The following is a 21,096-nucleotide window of genomic DNA, read 5'->3' on the forward strand; positions in this document are numbered from 1 at the left end:
TCTACCTCGGATGCCCTAACGGTGTCAACTGACTGATAGCATTAGAGCGGTGGATGCCGGATCACGGCTGGACAGGGCGCAGGCGGCTGGCTTCCCGGTCGCGGGAGAGCCGTTGGCCGTCGACTTGGCAGACACGATCATCACCAGTCGCGATCCGAATGCCGACCTTCTTCCCGACGAGGCCACCTGCCGGCTGTGGTGGGGTCTGCAGCAAGACCGGCTACCGGCCTCGCCGCCACCGCCATTGGCGCCCACCGTCGAGCTTCGGCGCGCGATCCGGCACATCCTCGACGCGCGCGTCGCCGGGACCGAAGCCGACCCAGTGGCGGTCGACTGCATCAACGACGTCGCAGCCGGTGTGACCTCCCGCCGCCGGCTGGTTCAGACCCCAGCAGGATGGACCGCCGTCACACTCGGGCAAGCGCCTGCCGATCGGCCCTACGCGCTCGCGCTGGCAGCAACCGCCGAGAGCCTCATCGATCTTCTCGTCGGACCGGCCGCCGAACGTCTGCGCCGATGCCAAAACCCAACCTGCAGCATGATTTTCGTCGCCTCGGACGCCCGCCGTAAGTTCTGCACCCAGAACATCTGTGCCAACCGGACGCGGGTGGCCCGCCACTACCAGCGCCACCGCTCCGGCTGACTACCGCGCGGTCAGTCCGCCCGGGTTTCGACCACCCGGGCGGCGATGTCCACCAGCCGCACATTGGTGGTCTGGGACAGCTCACGCAGCATCTCGAACGCCCGCAGCGCGTCGACCTGGAAACGCTCCATGATCACGCCCTTGGCCTGGCCGATGATGTCGCGGGTATTGAGGGCCGATTCCAACTGCTCGCCGTGCCGGCTGGCAATGATCGCCGAGGCGGCATGGGCCGCCAGCACCGACCCGACCGCCTCCGACTGACCGTCGAAGGCGTTGGGCTGCAAGCCGAACAGATTCAGCGCGCCCGCCGTCGTCGCGCTGGTGTACAGCTTGAACGACAGTCCGCTGCGCACCCCGAGCTCGGTCATCGCCTGGCTGTACTTGGGCCAGCGCCGCTCGGTGGTGAAGTCGTCGGTGCGCACGATCAGCTCATCGATGGCGGCCTCGATACACGGTCCCTCTCCGCACTGCTCCTGCAACGCGTCGAGCTTGTAGATCAAGTCCGATGTGCCGAACAGTGACTCGAACTTGCCGCCCTTGCCGATCAGCAGCACCCCGCAAGTGTCGGTACCGGGGATCATCTCCGTCGCCGCGGCGGTCACCCCCGCGAGCACATCGTCGAGGCTTCGGGGCGGCGCGGTGGCGCGGGCGAGCTCCGCCATCTGCACCGCAAGTCCGTGATCGCGCGAGGTCATGTCCCCCAGTGTTCCCCAATCCGCAACATTGATGACAACCTGTGGCCAGCGGGACGTTTGTGGATTGGCGAGCGGGGCATGCTGCGCAGCAGGCGGGCGCGGTGGTCGACACCCACGCCCTGCCGAGGTCCTGTCGGTTCAGACCGCGAGCCGGCGGGACCGCCCTCACGGGTCCACTCGCCCGATTCGGGCCCGCCACTCTCTTAGCTGTAGTAACTTCGGCGCTGTGGCAGGCAACGTCTGGATTCTCGGTGGTTACCAGAGCGATTTCGCGCGCAATCTCACCCGCGAGGGCCGCGACTTCGCGGCGCTGACCAGCGAAGTCGTCGACCTCACCCTGGCCGAGTCGATGATCGATGCGGCCGATATCGAGGTGGTCCACGTCGCCAACGCCTTCGGCGAGATGTTCGCCCGCCAGGGCCACCTGGGCGCCATGCCCGCCACCGTGCACAGCGGCCTGTGGGATACCCCGGCGACCCGGCACGAGGCGGCGTGCGCATCGGGCAGCGTGGCAGCCTTGGCGGCGATGGCCGACCTGCGGGCGGGCAACTACCGCACGGCGCTGGTCATCGGGCTGGAGCTGGAGAAGACGGTGCCCGGCGACACCGCGGCCCAGCATCTCGGCGCCGCGGCGTGGACCGGCCACGAGGGTGCCGACGCGACATTCCTGTGGCCGTCGATGTTCGCCGAGGTTGCCGACGAATACGACCGGCGGTTCGGCATCGACGATGCCCACCTGCATGCGATCGCGGCAGTGAACTTCGCCAACGCCCGGCGCAACCCCAACGCCCAGACCCGCGATTGGCAGGTGCCTGACCTGGCCGCCCGCGGTGGCGACGACGCGGTCAACCCGCCCGTCGAGGGCCGCATCCGCCGGTACGACTGCAGCCAGATGACCGACGGCGGCGCCGGTGTCGTGCTGGTCAACGACGACTTCCTGCGCGACCACCCCGGGGTGCGCCCGATCGGCCTGATCGAAGGCTGGGGACACCGCACCGTCGGCCTGGGGCTGCGACAGAAGCTGGACCGCGACGCCGGCAATCCCTACGTCGTGCCGCACGTGCGGGCAGCCGTTCACGACGCGTTCGGCCGCGCCGGAGTCAGCCTCGACGACGTCGCCGGCTTCGAGGTACACGACTGCTTCACCCCCAGCGAGTACCTGGCCATCGACCACATCGGCCTGACCGGTCCGGGCGAGTCGTGGAAGGCGATCGAGAACGGCGAGATCGAGATCGGTGGCCGCCTGCCCATCAATCCCAGCGGTGGCCTGATCGGCGGTGGCCATCCGGTGGGCGCCTCCGGCATCCGGATGATGCTCGACGCGGCCAAACAGGTCAGCGGTGTCGCCGGGGACTACCAGGTCGAGGGTGCCCGCCGGTTCGGCACCCTCAACTTCGGCGGGAGTACCGCCACCACAGTCAGTTTCGTCATCGCGACGCCGGAGGACGGCTTGATGGGGCTCGGGCATGGACACTGAGATCGTCGGCAAATTCCTGTCCACCCTGCCCGAGGACGACGACCATCCCTACCGCACCGGGCCGTGGCGGCCGCAGACCACCGAGTGGCGGGCCGACGACATCACCGTCGTCGAGGGCGAACTGCCCGCCGACCTCGACGGGGTGTACCTGCGCAACACCGAGAACCCGCTGCATCCGGCGCTCAAGGCCTATCACCCGTTCGACGGCGACGGCATGCTGCATATTGTCGGCTTCCGCGATGGAAAGGCGTTCTACCGCAACCGTTTTGTCCGCACCGATGCCTTTGCGGCCGAGAATGCCGCCGGCGGCCCGCTGTGGCCGGGGCTGGCCGAGCCGCTGTCGCTGGCGAAGGTCGACCATGGCTGGGGTGCGCGCACGCTGCTCAAGGACGCCTCGAGCACCGATGTGGTGGTGCATCGGGGCACCGCGTTGACGAGCTTCTATCAGTGCGGCGACCTCTACCGTGTCGACCCGTACTCCGGCGAGACACTGGGCAAGGAGACCTGGAACGGCGGGTTCCCGACGGACTGGGGCGTCTCGGCGCATCCCAAGGTCGACGAGCGCACCGGCGAGATGCTGTTCTTCAACTACTCGAAGTCGGCGCCCTATCTGCACTACGGGGTGGTCGACGACAACAACGATCTGGTGCACTACGTGGACGTCCCGCTGCCCGGCCCGCGGCTGCCCCACGACATGGCGTTCACCCGGAACTACGCCATTCTCAACGACTTTCCACTGTTCTGGGATCCCGAATTGCTCGAGCGCGACCTGCACGTCGCCCGCTTCCACCGCGACATGCCGTCCCGGTTCGCGGTGCTGCCCCGCCGCGGGGGTGGCCAGATCCAGTGGTTCGAAGCCGATCCGACGTTCGTGTTGCATTTCGTCAACGCCTACGAGGACGGCGACGAGATCGTGCTGGACGGCTTCTTCCAGGGTGATCCCGAACCTGCGGACAACGGCACCGGCTCCAAGTGGCAGCGGGCGTTCCGGTTCCTGGCGCTGGACCGGATGCAGGCCCGGCTACACCGGTGGCGGCTCAACCTCGTCACCGGCGGGCTCACCGAGGAACCGTTGTCCGACAGCATCACCGAGTTCGGGATGATCAACGCCGGCTACACCGGTGAGCCCTACCGTTACGCCTATGCCGCCACTGGAAAGCCCGGCTGGTTCCTGTTCGACGGACTGGTGCGTCACGACGTGCACACCGGAGCCGAGCAGCGGATCTCCTTCGGCGACGGGGTGTACGGCAGTGAGACGGCCATGGCGCCGCGGGTCGGCAGCCGCGCGGAGGACGACGGATACCTGGTCACCCTGACCACCGACATGGCCGCCGATGCGTCGTACTGCCTGGTGTTCGACGCCGCCCGGCTCGAGGACGGCCCGGTGTGCAAACTCCAACTGCCGGAACGGATTTCCAGCGGCACCCACTCGACGTGGGTGGCCGGTGACGCGCTGCGGCGCTGGCGCACCGCCGATTCAGCCGCCCAGGCGATCGGGCTGTAGTGGTCGAACTCATCGACGCCGAGGTGCCGACCGTTCTGGCACCGGAGGGTCCCAACGCCATCGGACGTATGCTCGGCCTGCTCGGCGATGAGTGGAATCTGCTGATCATCCAGCAGGCGCTGCTCGGGTCGAACCGCTACAGCCAGTTCATGGCGCGGTTGCCGATCTCCAACTCGGTGCTGACCAGCAGGCTGGGTAGCCTCGTCACCGACGGGTTATTGGCCCGCAAGGTGCATGCCTCGACCCGGGCGCGCACCGAGTACCTGACCACCGGGCGCAGTCGGTCGCTGTGGCCGACCCTGCTGGCGATCTGGGATTGGGAACGCAACTGGGTCACCGAGCACCGGGAAGCACTGCCCGCCATGCACCACGATGAGTGCGGTTCGCTGTTCGCACCGTTGTTGCGCTGCAATGCATGTCAAGCTTCGGTGAGCGACGTCGACGTGGCCATGGGGCTCGGCCCGAGCGGGGCGTGGGAGCGCTGCGCTCCGGCGGCGTCGACGCGTCGGCGTTCGGAGTCGGATGCGGCGGGTCGGCAGGGGGGGTTGTTCCCCGAGACGATGAGCGTGTTCGGCAACCGCTGGGCAGCCGCGCTGCTGGTGGCCGCCTTCCTGGGGACCACTCGCTTCACCGACTTCCAGACCCAGCTGGGGGCGCCGCCGAGCCTGCTGGCCGAGCGGCTGCATACCTTCTGCGCCATCGGCGTGTTCACCACCGCACCGGCCGAACGCGCCGGTCCGGAGCGGGCCGCCTACCTACTGACCGACAAGGGGCGCGCCTTCTTCCCGGTCCTGATCGCCGCCCTGCAGTGGGCCCAGTGGTGGTTCCAGGCACCAGAGGGACCGGCGCTGATGATCACCCATCACGGTTGCGGCACCGATTTCACCGGGGAACTGGCGTGCGACCAGTGTGCCGAGCGACTGGTCGGCGGACAGATCAGCGCGACCGTCACTTAGGCGGAAGGATCTGGAATCCCTTGACGATCGCCGCTGAATCGGTGACATAGGTCGGGTTGTCGGCCTTGATGGTCTGCACCGTGAGGGTGGTGACGTAGTTGACGTTCCCGGCCTTGTAGACCGCGGCCAGCGAGGTGGCCTTGCGCGCCGGAATCTTGCCCATCGCCGGGGCGGTGTAGGTGGTGGTCTGCGCCATCGAGCCGCACACCTGTGCCGGGGTGGACTTCAAGTCGGTGACCTTCAGTTTGGCCACCAGTTGCTGGTTCTGGGCGTCGAGAATCTGCTGCGGCTTGCCCACGTCGGCACCCACCTGCTGCAGCGTGACGACGGCGTTGGGGGTGAAGCCATCCGAGCTCAGGGCGGGGTCGCGGATGGCGAACCGGATCGTCTCCGAATCCAGCTTGGTGGTGCGCTCCCAGCCCTGCGGCTGCGGGATACGCAGGCGCGGTTCCTGGTCGGTGCGGCTGGGGATGTCGACCATCGGCGCCGACACCTCGTCGCATTTGGCCGCGGTCGGCTTCTCGTCCTCCGAACAGCCCGCGATCGCCACCGCCAGCACGGCCGCCAGCACTGCCGAGGCCGGTCCCATCACTTTGCGCACTCTTCAATCCCTCCGAAAGCCCGGCTCAGCCTACCGGTGACGGGCGCGATCACGGCCCAAAAGGGTTAGCACTCTCCACCTTCGAGTGCTAACCTGGCGATGCACAGTAAAGGCTGCCCGCCAGGGTGGCGGGCCTGCGTTAAACGATCCAGGAGGTGATTACTGTGCTTCGCTTCGATCCGTTCAGCGACATCGACGCCATGACCCGGGGCTTGCTGACCAGCCAGACCGGAACCGATCGCAGCCCCCGATTCATGCCGATGGACCTCTACAAGGTCGACGACCACTACGTGCTGACCGCCGATCTCCCGGGTGTGGACCCGGGATCGGTCGACGTCAGCGTCGACAACGGCACCCTCACCCTCACCGCGCACCGTTCGGCGCGCTCGGCGGATTCGGTGCAGTGGCTGAGCAGTGAGAGATTCTTCGGCACCTATCGCCGCCAGTTGTCCCTCGGCGAGGGCATCGACACGGCGAAGATCTCCGCAACCTACGAGAACGGCGTGCTGACGGTGACGATCCCGCTGGCCGAGCGGGCCAAGCCGCGCCGTATCGAAGTCGCCCACTCCGGCGGCAGCAAGCACATCGAGGCCACGACTGTCGACGCTGGCTAAGGCCCAACGGTATTGGCGCTTCCGGCTCGGCCGTCACCCGTGGCGGCCGAGCCGGAACCTCAGGTTGTTGCGCACGGCCGGCCATTCGATGTCCAGGATGGAGTAGACCACGGTGTCGCGACGCGATCCGTCGGCCAGCAGCTGATGGCTGCGCAGCACGCCGTCGAGCTTGGCGCCGAGGCGTTCGATAGCGGCCCTGCTGGTGTGGTTGAAGAAGTGGGTGCGCAATTCCACGGCGACACAGCCGAGTTGGTCGAAGGCGTGGGAGAGCATGACCAGCTTGGTCTCGGTGTTGACCCCGGTGCGCCGGGCCGACGCCGAACACCAGGTGTGGCCGATCTCCAGCCGTCGGTTCGCGGCGTCGACGTGGAAGAAGCTCGACGATCCGACCACGACAGCGTCCTGGCGACGCCGGATCGCGTAGGTCACGCCCTGGTCAGTGCGCTGCATCGCCTGCATCCTGGCCACCCAGGCCGCGGCCGCCTCCGGTGTGGGCGCACTGGTGAACCACAGCGCACCGACGTCGCCGTCGGCGGCCGCCGCGGCGATCTCCGGGACATGGCTCTCATCCAGCGGTTCCAGTGAAACCCATTGCGGCCCGGTCAGAGTCGCCGGTTCGACGAATCGGCTCATCGGGTCACCTCCGGCGGGCCAGGGCGATGATCAGCACCCACACCGAGGACACCAGCGCGCCGGCGGCGCAGGACGCCCCGATGTAGAAGCCGTATCCGGCCGACACCGGCGGACTGACATTGAGGTGGTAGTACCAGTAGGTCAGCACGCCGATCAGCACCGAGATCAGCACGGCGGCCCCCGCCGCCAGCCGCGGGGACAGCCCGCGCGCCACCATGGCACCGCTGACGATCAGCGCCGAGGCCAGCAACACGATCAGCTGGCCCCCGCCAAACCGCGGCGGCAGCACGATGCTGCCAATCGTGCCGCCGATCGCACTGGCATGCCCGCCGCCCTGCACCGACGTCGTCAGCCAGGGCAGCCAGGCACTGACGGCCAGGACGGCCGCGCACAGCACGACGACCCAGCCCGCGCGCAGGTGTGCCATGGTCAGACCCTAATGGGAACCGATCGGCGAGGCTTCGACGGGTGAAGGCCCGACAGAGAGAGGCTGATCACCGAGCCGCTGGCTGGTGAGCACTGTGCAGGCCCTGAAGCGCTTTCGACTTCTAGGGTTAGATCGTGCCCCAGCCGGTTGGTGAGGTCGCCTGTAGCGCTGATGGGGTGTCGTGCTTCGAGCACTGATCCATTAGGTTGCCGCCGGGTGTCCTTCGGCTCGAACTGGTTCGACGCACATCGAGCAGGGAGGCGATTTGACGATATTCGTTGGAGACGACTGGGCTGAAGACCACCACGACGTTCACCTGATGGACGTCGACGGGATCAAGCTTGCATCGCGCCGGCTCCCGGAGGGGCTAATGGGCATCCGCGGGTTCCACGAACTGGTGGCCGCTCACGCCGAGGGGCCAGACCAGGTGATTATCGGCATCGAGACGGATCGCGGCCTGTGGGTCGAAGCGCTGACCGCGGCCGGATATGAGGTGTTCGCGGTCAACCCGCTCGCAGTGGCGCGCTACCGTGACCGCCATCAAGTTTCGGGCGCGAAGTCCGACGCCGGGGACGCCAAACTCCTCGCCGATCTGGTCCGCACCGACCGGCACAACCACCGCCCGATCGCCGGAGACACCCCCGACGTGGAGGCAATCAAAGTGTTGGCGCGTGGCCACCAGAACTTGATCTGGGCCCGTAACAGAAACACCAACACGCTGCGTTCGGCGTTGCGCGAATACTACCCCGCGGCGTTGGAGGCCTTCGAGGATCTGTCCGACCGCGACGCCCTGGCTATCCTAGGCCGTGCTCCCACTCCGGTTGAGGCCGCACGGCTGAGCTTATCCAAGATCAGATCAGCACTCAAAGCTGCTGGGCGACAACGCAATCTCGACACCAGGGCACTGCAGATTCAAGAGATCCTGCGTCGTGAACAGCTCGCCGCGCCAGCCGCGGTCACCGCCGCGTTCGGTGCAACCACCCGCGCCGCAGTGGCCATCATCGCCGAGCTGAACCACCAGATAGTCGACCTCGAAGCCGAACTAGCGACACATTTTGAGACACACCCGGACGCCGACATCTACCGCTCCCTGCCAGGACTTGGTGTCATCCTCGGCGCCCGGGTGCTCGGTGAATTCGGGGACGACCCGAACCGCTACACCACCGCCAAGTCTCGCAAAAACTACGCCGGAACATCACCATTGACCGTCGCATCGGGCAAGAAACGTGCCGTGCTGGCCCGCCAAGTCCGCAACCGCCGCCTCTACGACGCCATCGACCAATGGGCATTCTGCACTCTCAATCTCAGCCCTGGCGCCCGCGCCTTCTACGACCAACACCGCGCCGCCGGGAACCTGCACCACCAAGCCCTCCGCGCTCTGGGCAACCGCCTCGTCGGCATCCTGCACGGCTGCCTACGCCACCACACCACCTACGACGAACATAAAGCCTGGGCACACCGCCAACCAGCACCCGACACCCAAGCTGCTTGACAACTACCGATCCTGGGATGTCTAACCCGCCTCGTCCAGGACACCGGGCAACCGCATCGACAACGTCCGGTCCAGATGGAGCCGGGCCAGGAACTGCTCGTCATGGCTCACCACGAGCACCGCTCCGCGGTAGGAGGCCACGGCGTCGACGAGCTGGTCCACGCTGGCGATGTCGAGGTTGTTCGTCGGCTCATCGAGCACGATCAGCTGCGGCGGCGGATCGGCCAGCAGCAGCCGCGCCAACGCGACCCGGAACCGCTCGCCGCCCGACAGATCGGCCACCGGGCGGTGTACGGCCGCACCGCGCAGCAGGAACCGGGCCAGCCGGGTGCGCACCAGCGCCGCCTCGGCCGCCGGCGCCGCCGCCTGCACGTTGTCCAGGACACTGGCCTGCTCGTCCAAGCCGTCGATGCGCTGCGGCAGGTAGCCCACCCGGTCGGTGAGCAGCCGGCCGGTGCCCCGGCCGCCGATCAGGTCTTCCAGCAGCGCGGTCTTGCCGATGCCGTTGGGCCCGACGATGCCGATGCGTTCGGGACCCATCACCACCACCGGCCCACGGGCGCCTGGCAATTCGGCCAACCGGCGACTGGCCGGCACGTCGGGGTCGGGCAGGTCGACCCGGATCCGTTGGTCGTCGCGGAGCCTGGCCTCGGCGGCCTGCACGTTCTGCGCGGCCGCGGCCATCGCGTCGTCGAGCGCTGCGCGGAGCTTGCCGGCCGATGCCTCGGCGGCCGAGGCCCAGTTGTTCATCACGATCTTGGGCGCCCGTTTGTTGGCATAGTCCTTCTGCGCCTGGCGATTCCGGCGTGCCAGTGTGATCTCGGCGGCCGCGCGTTGACGTTTCTCCACCCGCAGCACCTGTTCGGCAGTGGCGACCGCCTGGGCGGCCGCCGCCTGCTCGGTGGCCAGGTGCGCGCGCCACTGGTCGTATCCGCCGCCGTAGCTGGTCAGCCGGTGGCCGTGCAGTTCGACGGTGGTGTCCATCCGGTTCAGCAGGGCCACATCGTGGCTGACGACGACGAGGGTTCCCGGCCAGTCGGCGACGAGGTCGAACAGCCGAGCGCGGGCGTCGCGGTCGAGATTGTTCGTCGGTTCGTCGAGCAGCGTGATGGCTGCGTACTCCAGCCGAAAGGCGGCGATGGCCAGCAGCATCGCCTCGCCACCGGAGATCTGGCCGACGGTGCGGTCCAGGTCTGCGGTGTCGAAGCCGATGACGGCCAGCGCGTCCGCGGCGCGCGCCTCGATCTGCCAGTCCTCGCCGAGAATCTCGAAATCCTGCTCGGTTCCGGCGCCGGACTCGATCGCACGCAGCGCGGCCAGCTTCGCACCGATCCCCAGCACATCGGCGATCGAGGCGTGCACACCGAGGGTGAGCGTTTGCGGCAGGTAGGCGACATCACCGGTGGTGGTGATCCGACCACCGGTCGGCCTGAGTTCACCGGCGATCAGCCGCAGCAGCGTGGACTTTCCGCTGCCGTTGGCGCCGACCAAGCCGGTGCGCCCGGTGGACAGGGTGGCGTTGAGATGGTCAAGCGCGACGGCGCCGTCGGGCCAGACGAAATCGAGATCGATCAGGGTAATTGCAGAATCGGTAGGCATGGGTCTCCGGTGTGGTCGGCAGCGGGCGAGGCAGCGACGCTGTGATCCACGACGGGGACCTTCCCTTCCTTGCCGGAGTGCAACGACGGCCACGCTATCCGCGCGTCACCGGCAGGAGCAACCGATTTTCCGCGGGCGTGACAGGTCAGGAGGGGACTCGGACCACCATCTCGATTTCGATCTGCAGGTCCGGGCCGGCCAGTGCCTGCACGCCGATACCGGTGAGGCTCGGCTGGGCCTCGCCGAAGAAGTCGTGCAGCGCTGGAAATGCCTGATTGAGCCGGTCCGGTGTGAGGTCGACGATGTAGACCCGCGCCATCACGATGTCGTCTCGTGCGGCGCCTACGGAGTCGAGGCAGACCTGGAGGTTGTTGGTCACCATCGCCGCCTGCTCGGCCAGCGAGCCCGGCGCCTGCGTGCGTTCGGGACTCCACGCGATCTGGCCGGAAAAGAAGGCCAGCTTGCCGGATTCAACGACCGAGCCCTGCGAGTGGCTGTTCGGCGTGGAGTCGAAGAGTTGCGGTGGGTTGATGCGCTCGATCGGCTTGGTCATTGCTGCGCCTTCCGTTGATTTTCCACACGTCTCACGCCCCGTCCCGCTGCAGTCTAGGCGTGGTTGGGGCCCCCGATCCCGAAGCGGTGCTGCCGCCACCATGGTGAATCGGTCGACATTCGTTGCGGGAGAACCGATTACACGTGCGATGCCGAGCACACGGACGGCACGCCTGAAGCCGGTCCGCCTTCGCCGCCGTCACCTGCACCGTCACCGTCGACTGTTCGCATTTAGGCTGGTGCGAACTTCGATCGAGGACGGCAGATGACGGATCTTCCCGACTGGGTTCGGCAGCTCGACCTGAGACCCCACCCGGAGGGTGGCTACTTCCGCGAGACCTGGCGCAGTGAGCTGGTCCTCGGCGAGTCGGCGCTGCCGCCGGAATACACCGGTGCGCGCAGCGCCGGGACGGCCATCTACTTCGTTCTGCTGCCCGGCCAGCAGTCGGCGTGGCACACCGTGCGCAGCACCGAACTGTGGCTGTACCACCGGGGCAGCCCGCTGCTGCTCGAGGTGGGAAGCGAAATCGACAGCGCAACAACGCATGTCCTAGGACCTGATATCGGTGACGGGCAACAGCCGCAGCTGCTGGTTCCTCCAGGCCACTGGCAGCGGGCCCGTCCCCGGGACACCGAGCCGACCCTGGTGAGTTGCATCGTCGTTCCCGGCTTCGACTTCGCCGACTTCGAGCTGGGCGTCGACGAGCCTCGTGAGGACCCCGTTACCGGCTGACCTGCCCCAGGATGTCCACCGCCGCAGCGACCAGTTCAGCGTTGCCCGGCGCGGTCGAGCCATCCGGCAGGGTTAGCGTGTCCTCCAACCCGATGCGGGTCTGCAGCCCGCGCACGCCCGCGTGGCGCAGCAGCGGCCAGCAGCTGTCGTCGAGCCCGTGCAGCAGCACCGGCGCGGGCGAGTCGGCGCGGCGGATCCGGGCCAGCAGGTCGTCGGCGGTGGCGGTGTCGCCGTCGGCCTGCAGTTCGATCATCACCCGCAGACAGTGCGGGGCCACCGCGGATTGCGCCCACGAGTCGGCGGCCTCAGCGTGGAAGATCCCGACCTCCACCCCGAGGCCACGGCTCAGCAGCAGTTCGGCCAGTTCGGGGGAACCGGGCTCGTGCCAGTTGACCGAGGCGAAATCGGGCAGCACGGTCCACGACTCGACAGCCCGCCGACGTTCCTGTTGATCGGGCAGCGCCCAGAATCCGGTCGTCACGCCCAGCGGCAGCCCCGGTGCCGCGCTGCGCACCGCGGTCACCGCCGCGGCGACCACTTCGGGTGCCAGCGAATCGACCCCGTCGGGGGTCTTCGGGTGCAGGTGGACCGCTTGGGCTCCCGCCCGGTGCGCGGCCACCGCGGCGTCGGCCAGCTGCTCCGGCGTCACCGGCAGGCCGGGATATCGGTCGGGCGTGCGGGCGCCGTTGATACAAGCCTTCAGATACACGGTGTTGGGCATAGCCCATCTTCACCCGTCACGGCCGCCGATTCCGAAGTAGCGTTTCCCCATGCACGGCCACATCATCGTCTGCGGGGACGATGCGCTCGCGTTGCGGATCATCGACGAGCTCAACAACGCCGAGCTCAGCGTGGTCACCTCGCAGTCGCCCAGCGATCTGGAGGCCGCCGGCATCGCCACCGCCGACGCCGTGATCTGTGCCGACGACGACGACGCGTTGAACCTGGAGATCGCCCTGCTGGCCCGCCAGGCCAACCCCCGGGTCCGGGTGGTGGCACGGCTGGCCAACACCGTGCTGCGCGAAGCCATGGCCGACGGCAACGGGCCGGGCGCCATCCTCGACGTGGCCGATCTCACGGCGCCCTCGGTGGTGGAGGCGCTGCTCAAACGGACCACCCACACGATCGCGGTGGCCGGTATCGACTTCGTCGTCTCCGGTGCGGTCGCCACCCGCGAAGGCACGCTGCGCGAGATGTACGGCGACCTGGCGCCGGTGGCGATCATCCGGTGCGAGGACTCCGACACCCCCGGCGAGGTGATCGCCTGCCCCGGGCGCGACATGCGGGTACGCCCCGGCGACTGGACGGCGATGATCGGCACCGCCGACGAGCTGACCGAGCGGGGCATCGAGATCGCGAAACCGATACCGGCCGCACCGCGGGAGCGTCCGCTGTTCGTCCGCCTCGCCGACGCCGTGCGCGCGTTCCGGGACGACCTGAACCCGATGTTCTACCGCGCACTCGCGGCCTCGGCCACGCTCCTGGTCGGTTCGACAGTCATGCTGCGCTTCGCCTACAACCAGCCCGGGATGGGCTGGGTCGACGCGCTGTACTTCTCCGCCGAAACCATCGCCACCGTCGGTTACGGCGATTTCAACTTCCTCGAGCAGCCCACCTGGCTGCGGCTGTGGGGGGTGGCGATGATGTTCGCCGGGGTGGCCACCACCGCCATCGTGGTGGCCTTCGTCGCCGACGTTCTGCTGTCACGCCGGATGTCACACTCCGCCAGCCGACAGAAGATCCGCCACCTGCATCGCCATGTCGTGGTCGTTGGTCTGGGATCGTTCGGCATTCGGGTGGCCAGCGTGCTCAAGGCGGCGGGCCACGACGTCGCCGTCATCGAGCGTAATGAGGACAACCGCTACCTGTCGGCGGCCGCCGAGTTGGAAGTTCCGGTGATCTTCGGCGACGCCACCCTGCGCCAGACATTGCAGGCGGCGCGCATCGACGACGCCCGCGCCATCGCGGTGCTCACCCAGGACGACATGGTCAACATCGAGACCGGGATCGTGCTGCGCGAAATGCTAGGCCCGAGAGCGCTCCCCGATATCCACCGTCCCGACCTGCCGATCGTGCTGCGGATCTACGACCGGAGGTTGGGCGCGGCCGTGGGTCACCGGTTCGGTTTCGAGTACGTCCGCTCGACCGTCGACCTCGCCACACCGTGGTTCATCGGCGCCGCGATGGGCCTCGACGTGCTGGGTACCTTCTCGGTGGGCCAGCGTTCGTTCATGGTCGGCGGCGTGCGCGTACGGGCCGGTAGCGAACTGGACGGCCTTCGCATGTTCGAACTGTCCACTCAGACCAGGGTCATCGCCATCACCCGCGACGGTTCACCGGTGCGGTTGCACCCACGCCGGGAAACGCAGCTGGCCGCAGGCGATACCGCATACCTCGTCGGCCCGTACCGCGAGCTGATCGACACGCTGCGCAAAGGGCAGCGCGCCTCCCAGCCAGGCAAGGTCAGGCGACCGTCGAGTACGGGGTGAGCCCCGCACTCGCCGGGTGGTCGCGGCAAGACCAGTTCGTGGCAAGCGTGCCAGGGAGCTGACTTATTCTCTGCTCATGACGCGCAGCAGGGCCGCTGGTGGGTGAGGGCCGGGACCTCGGGGCGGTCCGTCGACTGCTCGAGGACCGCTACCGGCGCCTGGAGGAGTCGCGCAGAGTCGCCCCGGTGACGGCCCTGGTCGCGCGCTTCAACGAAATCGACGGCGGGACACAGGGCGCGCTGGTTTCCACCCAGCTCTTCACCACCGTGATTCCGCTGATCATCATCGGCTTCAGCTATTTTTCCGGATTCGCCGACAACGCCAGCCCCGGAACCATTTTCATCCGGCAATTCGCCCTCGAACATCCCCTCAAGGAGCGGATGCGGGAAGCGTTCGGACATTCCTCGGGGCTGCGGGCGGACTGGAGTCTGATCGGGGTCGCAGGATTCCTCGTGTGGGGTATCCCCATGGCCATCACGATCGCCGGGATCTTCGCCAAAGCCTGGCGGCGCCAGCAGTTCGGGCTGGTGGCCAAACTACTGCGGGGCACCCTGTGGTTCGTGCTCTACCTGGCCACGATCGCGTTGCGGGAGCGGATCACGTTCGGCACGCACCACGGCCACGGCCACGGCCACGGCGGGTGGACGCTGCTGTTCCTGGTTGGCCTGGTGCCCGTGTGGATATTCTGGACCCTCACACCGGTACTGCTCGTCCGCGACGGCTGGCGGGCCCTGAGCCCACTTGCGCTCGCCGGACTTGCCGGGGTGGTGATCGACGGCATCGTGATTCCGCTCGGCGCCCGTCTGTTATTCCCCACCCTCCTTCATGACTGGGACGGCTTCGGCCCGATCGGCGTCGCGATGTCCTTGCTGATCTGGTGCGGTGCGGTCGGCATCGGCTGGGTCGTTATCGCGTGTGTGAGCGCCCTGCTCTGGGAACGAACCGCCCCGTCGTCGGTGGTTGTCGAGTCGCAGACCGCCGAGGTCAGCTGACCCCGACCGCGATCACACCAGGCCCAGCACCCGCTGAGCGTTCTCCCTCAGGATCAGCGGCAGCACCGCCGGGTCGATGTCGAGGGTCGCGAAATCGCGCCGCCAGCGGTCCAACGCGATGTAGGGGTGATCGGTGCCGAACAGGGCCTTGGTCCGCAGCTGCCGACCGATCGCCGTAATGAGTTGGGGCGGAAAGTATCTGGGTGACCAGCCGGACAGGTCGACGTAAACGTTGGCCTTGTGCGAGGCGATCGCGATCTGGGCGTCGACCCACGGCACCGCCGGGTGGGCCATGACGATCGTCAGATCGGGAAAATCGGCGGCGACATCGTCGAGCAGCATTGGGTCGGAGTAGCGCAGCTTGATCCCGTGGCCACCGGGGGTACCCGTGCCCAGTCCGGTCTGCCCGGTGTGGAACAGCGCGGGCACACCGGCGGCGGTGATCGCCTCATAGACCGGGTAGAACCGGCGGTCGTTGGGTTCGAACCCCTGCAGGCTGGGATGAAACTTGAAACCACGAACGCCGTAGTCACCGACCAGCTCGTCGACCCGCAGCACCGCGTTGGCATCCCAGGGGTCGACAGTGCCGAATGGAATGAGCACGTCGTTGTTGCGGGCCGCCCCCTCGATCAGCTCCTCCACCGAGTTGGGCTGATGGCCCGATGCCGTGCGTGCGTCGATGGTGAACACCACCGCCGCGGTGTTGTGCTGCCGATAGTGCTCGGCGAGTTCATCGACGCGGGCGAAGTAGTCGGGGCCGAGCTTGAAGTACCGGCCAGTGGCCTCGGCCAGCTCGCCGTCGTAGGCACACCGGCCGGCGGAATCGATCTCGACGTGGGTATGGAAGTCGATGGCGTCGACCGCGGCGATGTCGATCGCGGACTCGTACCTCACGGTCATCGCCGCAGTCTAGAAGAAGGGAGTGGGCCGGCGGACAAGGGAGAACTCCGTCCGCCGGCCCAAGGCGCGCGCCGTGGGGTGCTAGTGCCGGCGCGCGACAATCAGGGGGATGGTGACCGTATGGGCAAGTGCGGTGCTGACCGAGCCGAGCAGCATCCCGGCGAATCCGCCACGCCCGTGGCTGCCCACCACCAGCAGCTGTGCGTTCTGGGCCTGCTCGGCCAGGTAGCGGGCCGGCTGATCGCGGACCACCACGCGATGCACGGTGACATCCGGATAGCCCTCGGCCATCCCGGCCAGCCGCTCGGCCAATAGTTCCTCTTCGCCGGCGGCCACTGCGGACCAGTCCACACCGGGGACCGCGAACAAGCTGTCGTCACTCCAGGCGTGCACCGCCACCAGGTCCACGCCGCGCCGGGATGCCTCGGCAAAGGCCAGATCGGTGGCTTCGGACGAGACCGGAGAGCCGTCGATGCCGACAACCACGGGCAGGTGCGAGGCCGCGACCGGCCCGTCATGGATCACCGCGACCGGGCAGTGCGCGTGGTGGATCAGACCAGTACTGATCGAGCCCAGCAGGCCTCGCCGGAAGGCGCCCATGCCACGGCTGCCGACCACGATCAGTTCGGCACCCTTGGACAGGTCAACCAGGGTCGGCACCGGCGTCGCGTGGTAGATGTCGGCGTCAGCGATGCGGGCCGGGGCACCCGTCTCGGCGCCCACCTGCGCCACCAGTTCACGCGCTTCGGCCAGGACCTGGCGCGCCTGGGTGTCCTGCCACTCCTCGAACTGGGTCGGAACGGGCATCATCACATTGGTCACGGCCGGGGCCTGCGCGACGTGCACCAACCGCAACGCGATGTTGCGGGCGCCGCCCTCGTGCGCCGCCCAGCGGACCGCGGCGTTAGATGCGGCCGAGCCGTCGACGCCGACGACGATCTCGCCGGAAGCGCCTGCGGTGTGCCCCATCTGGAGTCCCTTTCGGATGTCACCACCGCTCGTCGCGGTGTCGCCTATGACAATTCACCACGGCAGGTCCCTCTGCCAGCCGTCTTGGACCCCTTCCGGCAAGGCGTTGGTCAGGTGTTTTCGGGACCAAAGTCCCTACCCAGTTCCGGCGATTTCGGGCTCTACTGCGGTGTGATCAAGGTCTTCCTGGTCGATGACCACGAGGTCGTGCGGCGCGGTCTCGCCGAACTTCTGGGCAACGATTCCGAACTGACCGTGGTCGGCGAGGCCGGTACAGTCGCCGAGACCCTGTCACGCGTTCCCGCCGCCCGCCCCGATGTGGCGGTACTGGACATCCGGCTGCCCGACGGCAGCGGCATCGACCTCTGCCGGGAACTCCTTGCCACGCACGCCGAATTGCGCTGTCTCATCCTGACTTCCTTCACCGACGAACAATCGATGCTCGACGCGATCCTGGCCGGCGCCAGCGGGTACGTGGTCAAGGACATCCGGGGAATGGAGCTGGCCGAGGCCATCAAGGCCGTCGGGTCGGGAAAGTCGTTGCTGGACAACCGTGCTGCCGCCGTCCTGATGTCCCGGCTGCGCAAGGACACCGAACAGGACGAGCGGCTACGCGACCTGTCTGCCACCGAGCGCACGCTGCTGCAACTGCTGGGCGAGGGTCTGACCAACCGGGAGATCGGCCAGCGAATGTTCCTCGCCGAGAAGACAGTCAAGAACTACGTCTCGAGACTGCTGACCAAACTCGGGCTCAGCGGGCGCACCCAGGCTGCACTCTTCGCGGCCGAGACGATGCGCCGCAGCGATGTTTGACCTCGACGTCCGCGACGGTCTGGTCGACGCGATGCTGGCCGTTTCCTCCGGCCTGGAACTCGAACGCAAGCTGCACACCATCGTCCACACTGCGATGGGTCTGGTGAACGCGCGGTACGGCGCGGTCGGAGTGATCGGTTCCGAGCAGCAACCGGTGCTGGAGCGCTTCGTGTTCGAAGGCATCGATCAGGAGACGGCCGACCAGATCGGGCCGCTTCCGGCCGGGCACGGAATGCTCGGCGTCCTACTCAACACCCCGAAAGTTATTCGGGTCGAGGATCTTTCGCAGCATCCCGCCTCGATCGGATTCCCAGCCCACCATCCACCGATGCGCAGCTTCCTGGGCGTGCCGATCCGGATCCGGGACCAGGTCTACGGCAACCTGTATCTGACCGAGAAGGCCGGCGGCGCGCCTTTCACCGAAGCCGACGAGGTGCTGGTGCTCGCGCTGGCCGGGGCCGCCGGGATCGCCATCGACAACGCCCGGCTCTACCAGGCCGCCCACACCCGCCAGCTGTGGATCGAGGCGACCCGTGACATCAGCACCGACCTGCTGGCCGGTGACGATCCCGCGGTGGTGCTCCGGGAGATTGTCGCCAAGGCGCTGGCGCTGACCGGCGGCGACATCAGCTTCTGCGCCGCACCCGAGGAGTCGGGAGATCTGGTGATCACCGCGTCGACGCGGCCCGAGTTGGTGGGCCGCCGGCTACCCGCCACCGGGACGGCGGTGGGTTTAGCGCTCGCAGACTGTGTTCCGTTGCGGATCAGCGACTTTCGCGACCTATCAGAGGACCCGCTGGCGGCGCTGGTGCTCCCGTTGTGCGAGCCGGACACCGCCACCGGCGTACTGGTGTGCGTCGCGGCACCCGGCAAGCAGTTCAGTGAGGCCCAGCTGGACATGGCGGCTGCGTTCGCCGGGCAGGTGGGGCTGGCGCTGCATCTGGCGACCGCTCAACGCCGGATGCGCGAACTCGACGTCATGACCGACCGCGACCGGATCGCCCGGGATCTACACGACCACGTGATCCAGCGGCTGTTCGCGGTAGGCCTGTCACTGCAGGGCGCGCTGAGCGCCGAGCGGGCCGAGGGCGACCGGCGGGTCGCCGGCGCGCTCGACGATCTACAGGAGATCGTCCAGGAGATCCGCACCACGATCTTCGACCTGCACGGCGGCACGGTCACGCGGTTGCGCCAGCGGATCGAGCAGGCCGTAACCCAGATGACCGTCGATTCAGCGGTGCGCCCGGCGTTGCACATCAGCGGTCCGCTGTCGGTTGTCGACGCGACGTTGGCCGACCATGCCGAGGCGGTGGTGCGCGAAGCAATCAGCAACGTGGTGCGTCATGCCGGGGCTCGTTCGGTGACGGTGTCGGTCACCGTCGCCGACGACCTGACCATCAGCGTCACCGACGACGGTGTGGGAATCGGCGAGGACGTCACCCGCAGCGGGCTGGCAAATTTGGCCGGAAGGGCCAGCGAATGCGGAGGGCGGTTCAGCATCACACCGCGGCCCGGTGGCGGTACCCGGCTGGTCTGGTCGGCACCGCTGCCCTGACGGGTGGTCCGGCTACGCCGAAATCTCCACCGCCGGATGCGCCGTGAACAACACCCGGCAGTGGCGCTCGACGAACAGCGGGACGAACTCGCGGATGCGGGCACCATCGAACCGGCGATGTGCGCTATCCACGGTTTCGGTGATGACGTGATCGGGAACATAGGGGAACAGCTCTGTGAGGCGCCCGACCACCTGGTCGATCTGACGCTGCTCCTCAGCACGTTCCACGCCGGACATCATCGGACGAAATACGCCATTCGCGCAACTATCAATATGACTACGGACGTCGTCCAGCCGTCCGGTCGGTGAACACAACATGGCGGCGGCTCAGGCGGTTACACCCGGTGCGCAGCGGGGCACCGGTTCGGATACAGTTCGCCCGTGACCCCACCGAGCAACCCGGATGCGAGCTACCGGGCGCCCGAATCTGTGAATCGTCTTCAGGCAGAACACCTGCGGGACATGCTGCTGGCGCAGTGCGAGCAGCTCGACGCCGACCTCGCCACCTATGGCTCGGCTCTGGAGCGGTACCAGCGTCGCGGCGAACAGACCCAGGCGCGACGCATCCGCGGGATGATCCGCACCGCGGAACGGGAGCGCCGGTCGGTTCAGGATCTGATCGCCGGACTCGAGCGGCGGTTCCTCGGCGGCGACGGTCGGACCGACGTGACGCGGCACCCGGCGTCGGCGGTGGGGCCGGCCCGCCATGTCATCCCGCGGGCGCACCCCTACCCGACCCCGCACCGGGTCATCAGGACCTAGCTTCCCGCGAATACCGTCACGAACCGGTCGAGCGACTCCTGGATGTCGCCGCGCAGCGCCGCGGCGACGATCATCCCGATCGGGCCGAACAACGCCGGGCCGCCCAGGTGGACGTCCATGGTGACCACCGAGGAGTCGGCGTCCTTGTCGTGCGGGCGAACCTTGCCGATCAGCTTGACCTTGACCCCGCCCACGCCCACGCCGTTGAGCGTCATCGCCGCCGGCGGATTGAAATGAACGATCGTCCACCTGACACGGTTGGGCATGCCCTTGACCTCGACGATGGAGTCGACGACGGTGCCCTTGTCGAGGGTGTCGGGCAGCTTGGAGCGCCAGACCCGGTGGATGGTCAGCCATTCGGAGTAGCGCGACAGGTCGGAGGCGTGCTGCCAAGCCTGCTCGGGCGGAAGGGGAACGTCCACCGATACTGAGAGTTTCGCCATGGGTCAGGTCTGCGGATCGCCCTTGTCGGTGCGGTTCTTGTCGACGATGTTCTTGGCCACGTCCTGCACCTTGTCGACGGCGCCGGAGAACTTGCCCTGCGTCTTCTCGTCGATGACGTCACCCGCCTTGTCGATGGCCTGCTCCACCTTCTCGGCGTTCTCGCTCAAGACCTCTTTGGTCTTGTCGAGGGCTTTGTCGAGGAATCCCATCAGTCACCCTTCCTGATCGATCACCAGGGCAGACAGC

The 21,096-nt window shown here is 67.7% G+C and carries 24 protein-coding genes; 12 read left to right on the forward strand and 12 right to left on the reverse strand.

The window, feature by feature from the left end:
• Positions 1-49 precede the first annotated feature (49 nt).
• Positions 50-643, forward strand: a complete 594-nt coding sequence (locus ADBZ9K_RS18185; protein ID WP_526622942.1) for a CGNR zinc finger domain-containing protein — start codon at positions 50-52, stop codon at positions 641-643.
• 11 nt (positions 644-654) lie between these two features.
• On the opposite strand, the gene ADBZ9K_RS18190 is transcribed toward ADBZ9K_RS18185, so the two are convergent.
• Positions 655-1,338: an ANTAR domain-containing protein gene (locus ADBZ9K_RS18190; protein ID WP_526622943.1), complete on the reverse strand. Its 684-nt coding sequence runs from the start codon at positions 1,336-1,338 to the stop codon at positions 655-657.
• A gap of 226 nt (positions 1,339-1,564) precedes the next feature.
• Between ADBZ9K_RS18190 and ADBZ9K_RS18195 the strand changes: the two genes are divergently transcribed.
• The 3 genes from ADBZ9K_RS18195 to ADBZ9K_RS18205 all read left to right on the forward strand — a co-directional run bounded on the left by ADBZ9K_RS18195 (position 1,565) and on the right by ADBZ9K_RS18205 (position 5,275).
• Positions 1,565-2,815: an acetyl-CoA acetyltransferase gene (locus ADBZ9K_RS18195; RefSeq protein WP_526622945.1), complete on the forward strand. Its 1,251-nt coding sequence runs from the start codon at positions 1,565-1,567 to the stop codon at positions 2,813-2,815.
• The gene (locus ADBZ9K_RS18200; RefSeq protein WP_526622946.1) at positions 2,805-4,319 is read left to right on the forward strand and encodes a carotenoid oxygenase family protein; all 1,515 of its coding nucleotides are present in this window, start codon (positions 2,805-2,807) and stop codon (positions 4,317-4,319) included. Before ADBZ9K_RS18195 ends, ADBZ9K_RS18200 begins: the two co-directional genes overlap by 11 nt.
• 68 nt (positions 4,320-4,387) lie before the next feature.
• Complete coding sequence (locus ADBZ9K_RS18205) at positions 4,388-5,275, forward strand: winged helix-turn-helix transcriptional regulator (RefSeq protein WP_526624201.1); 888 nt, start codon at positions 4,388-4,390, stop codon at positions 5,273-5,275.
• On the opposite strand, the gene ADBZ9K_RS18210 is transcribed toward ADBZ9K_RS18205, so the two are convergent.
• Positions 5,268-5,876 (reverse strand): LpqN/LpqT family lipoprotein, encoded by a 609-nt coding sequence (locus ADBZ9K_RS18210; RefSeq protein WP_526622948.1) that lies wholly within the window; start codon positions 5,874-5,876, stop codon positions 5,268-5,270. The two genes, ADBZ9K_RS18205 and ADBZ9K_RS18210, sit on opposite strands and share 8 nt — an antisense overlap.
• Before the next feature lie 164 nt (positions 5,877-6,040).
• Here ADBZ9K_RS18210 and ADBZ9K_RS18215 point away from each other — a divergent pair, with 164 nt between their 5' ends.
• The gene (locus ADBZ9K_RS18215; protein WP_526624203.1) at positions 6,041-6,490 is read left to right on the forward strand and encodes an Hsp20/alpha crystallin family protein; all 450 of its coding nucleotides are present in this window, start codon (positions 6,041-6,043) and stop codon (positions 6,488-6,490) included.
• 33 nt (positions 6,491-6,523) lie between these two features.
• Here the strand turns inward: ADBZ9K_RS18215 and ADBZ9K_RS18220 are convergent, their stop codons facing one another.
• Positions 6,524-7,123 carry a GNAT family N-acetyltransferase gene (locus tag ADBZ9K_RS18220; RefSeq protein WP_526622950.1) on the reverse strand — a complete coding sequence of 200 codons (600 nt, stop codon included), beginning with the start codon at positions 7,121-7,123 and terminating at the stop codon, positions 6,524-6,526.
• Positions 7,124-7,127: 4 nt separating this feature from the next.
• Positions 7,128-7,550 carry a hypothetical protein gene (locus ADBZ9K_RS18225; RefSeq protein ID WP_526622952.1) on the reverse strand — a complete coding sequence of 141 codons (423 nt, stop codon included), beginning with the start codon at positions 7,548-7,550 and terminating at the stop codon, positions 7,128-7,130.
• A 265-nt stretch (positions 7,551-7,815) separates the two neighbouring features.
• Between ADBZ9K_RS18225 and ADBZ9K_RS18230 the strand changes: the two genes are divergently transcribed.
• Positions 7,816-9,042 carry an IS110 family RNA-guided transposase gene (locus ADBZ9K_RS18230; protein ID WP_526622953.1) on the forward strand — a complete coding sequence of 409 codons (1,227 nt, stop codon included), beginning with the start codon at positions 7,816-7,818 and terminating at the stop codon, positions 9,040-9,042.
• Between the two features lie 21 nt (positions 9,043-9,063).
• On the opposite strand, the gene ADBZ9K_RS18235 is transcribed toward ADBZ9K_RS18230, so the two are convergent.
• Positions 9,064-10,641 carry an ABC-F family ATP-binding cassette domain-containing protein gene (locus ADBZ9K_RS18235; RefSeq protein ID WP_526622954.1) on the reverse strand — a complete coding sequence of 526 codons (1,578 nt, stop codon included), beginning with the start codon at positions 10,639-10,641 and terminating at the stop codon, positions 9,064-9,066.
• Between the two features lie 145 nt (positions 10,642-10,786).
• Positions 10,787-11,194 (reverse strand): RidA family protein, encoded by a 408-nt coding sequence (locus tag ADBZ9K_RS18240; RefSeq protein ID WP_526622956.1) that lies wholly within the window; start codon positions 11,192-11,194, stop codon positions 10,787-10,789.
• A gap of 264 nt (positions 11,195-11,458) precedes the next feature.
• Between ADBZ9K_RS18240 and ADBZ9K_RS18245 the strand changes: the two genes are divergently transcribed.
• The gene (locus ADBZ9K_RS18245) at positions 11,459-11,926 is read left to right on the forward strand and encodes a cupin domain-containing protein (RefSeq protein WP_526622958.1); all 468 of its coding nucleotides are present in this window, start codon (positions 11,459-11,461) and stop codon (positions 11,924-11,926) included.
• On the opposite strand, the gene ADBZ9K_RS18250 is transcribed toward ADBZ9K_RS18245, so the two are convergent.
• Positions 11,916-12,647 carry a 3-keto-5-aminohexanoate cleavage protein gene (locus ADBZ9K_RS18250; RefSeq protein ID WP_526622960.1) on the reverse strand — a complete coding sequence of 244 codons (732 nt, stop codon included), beginning with the start codon at positions 12,645-12,647 and terminating at the stop codon, positions 11,916-11,918. The genes ADBZ9K_RS18245 and ADBZ9K_RS18250 overlap by 11 nt on opposite strands.
• 49 nt (positions 12,648-12,696) lie before the next feature.
• On the opposite strand from ADBZ9K_RS18250, the gene ADBZ9K_RS18255 reads away from it, so the two are divergent.
• Both ADBZ9K_RS18255 and ADBZ9K_RS18260 read left to right on the forward strand, forming a co-directional pair.
• Positions 12,697-14,415, forward strand: a complete 1,719-nt coding sequence (locus ADBZ9K_RS18255) for an NAD-binding protein (RefSeq protein ID WP_526622962.1) — start codon at positions 12,697-12,699, stop codon at positions 14,413-14,415.
• Between the two features lie 98 nt (positions 14,416-14,513).
• Positions 14,514-15,407 (forward strand): hypothetical protein, encoded by an 894-nt coding sequence (locus ADBZ9K_RS18260; protein ID WP_526622964.1) that lies wholly within the window; start codon positions 14,514-14,516, stop codon positions 15,405-15,407.
• Between the two features lie 12 nt (positions 15,408-15,419).
• Here the strand turns inward: ADBZ9K_RS18260 and ADBZ9K_RS18265 are convergent, their stop codons facing one another.
• Together ADBZ9K_RS18265 and ADBZ9K_RS18270 are read right to left on the reverse strand one after the other, a co-directional pair.
• On the reverse strand, positions 15,420-16,307 hold the full coding sequence (locus tag ADBZ9K_RS18265; RefSeq protein WP_526622966.1) for an amidohydrolase family protein: 888 nt from the start codon (positions 16,305-16,307) through the stop codon (positions 15,420-15,422).
• Between the two features lie 81 nt (positions 16,308-16,388).
• Positions 16,389-17,276, reverse strand: a complete 888-nt coding sequence (locus ADBZ9K_RS18270; RefSeq protein ID WP_526622967.1) for a universal stress protein — start codon at positions 17,274-17,276, stop codon at positions 16,389-16,391.
• A gap of 171 nt (positions 17,277-17,447) precedes the next feature.
• Between ADBZ9K_RS18270 and ADBZ9K_RS18275 the strand changes: the two genes are divergently transcribed.
• Both ADBZ9K_RS18275 and ADBZ9K_RS18280 read left to right on the forward strand, forming a co-directional pair.
• Positions 17,448-18,089 carry a response regulator transcription factor gene (locus ADBZ9K_RS18275; protein ID WP_526624205.1) on the forward strand — a complete coding sequence of 214 codons (642 nt, stop codon included), beginning with the start codon at positions 17,448-17,450 and terminating at the stop codon, positions 18,087-18,089.
• Positions 18,082-19,644, forward strand: coding sequence for a GAF domain-containing sensor histidine kinase (locus tag ADBZ9K_RS18280; RefSeq protein ID WP_526622969.1), 1,563 nt, complete (start codon positions 18,082-18,084; stop codon positions 19,642-19,644). The genes ADBZ9K_RS18275 and ADBZ9K_RS18280 overlap by 8 nt, the downstream gene beginning before the upstream one ends.
• A 12-nt stretch (positions 19,645-19,656) precedes the next feature.
• Here ADBZ9K_RS18280 and ADBZ9K_RS18285 read toward each other — a convergent pair whose 3' ends face one another.
• A complete protein-coding gene (locus tag ADBZ9K_RS18285; RefSeq protein ID WP_526624207.1) occupies positions 19,657-19,881 on the reverse strand; it encodes a three-helix bundle dimerization domain-containing protein in 225 nt (74 codons plus the stop codon).
• A 144-nt stretch (positions 19,882-20,025) separates the two neighbouring features.
• Between ADBZ9K_RS18285 and ADBZ9K_RS18290 the strand changes: the two genes are divergently transcribed.
• The gene (locus ADBZ9K_RS18290) at positions 20,026-20,406 is read left to right on the forward strand and encodes a hypothetical protein (RefSeq protein ID WP_526622971.1); all 381 of its coding nucleotides are present in this window, start codon (positions 20,026-20,028) and stop codon (positions 20,404-20,406) included.
• On the opposite strand, the gene ADBZ9K_RS18295 is transcribed toward ADBZ9K_RS18290, so the two are convergent.
• Together ADBZ9K_RS18295 and ADBZ9K_RS18300 are read right to left on the reverse strand one after the other, a co-directional pair.
• The gene (locus ADBZ9K_RS18295; RefSeq protein ID WP_526622972.1) at positions 20,403-20,849 is read right to left on the reverse strand and encodes a type II toxin-antitoxin system Rv0910 family toxin; all 447 of its coding nucleotides are present in this window, start codon (positions 20,847-20,849) and stop codon (positions 20,403-20,405) included. The two genes, ADBZ9K_RS18290 and ADBZ9K_RS18295, sit on opposite strands and share 4 nt — an antisense overlap.
• Positions 20,850-20,852: 3 nt before the next feature.
• Positions 20,853-21,059, reverse strand: a complete 207-nt coding sequence (locus ADBZ9K_RS18300) for an Rv0909 family putative TA system antitoxin (protein ID WP_526622974.1) — start codon at positions 21,057-21,059, stop codon at positions 20,853-20,855.
• Positions 21,060-21,096: the final 37 nt, after the last annotated feature.

Origin of the sequence: Mycobacterium sp., from assembly GCF_965229265.1 — a bacterium.
Lineage (GTDB): Bacteria > Actinomycetota > Actinomycetes > Mycobacteriales > Mycobacteriaceae > Mycobacterium.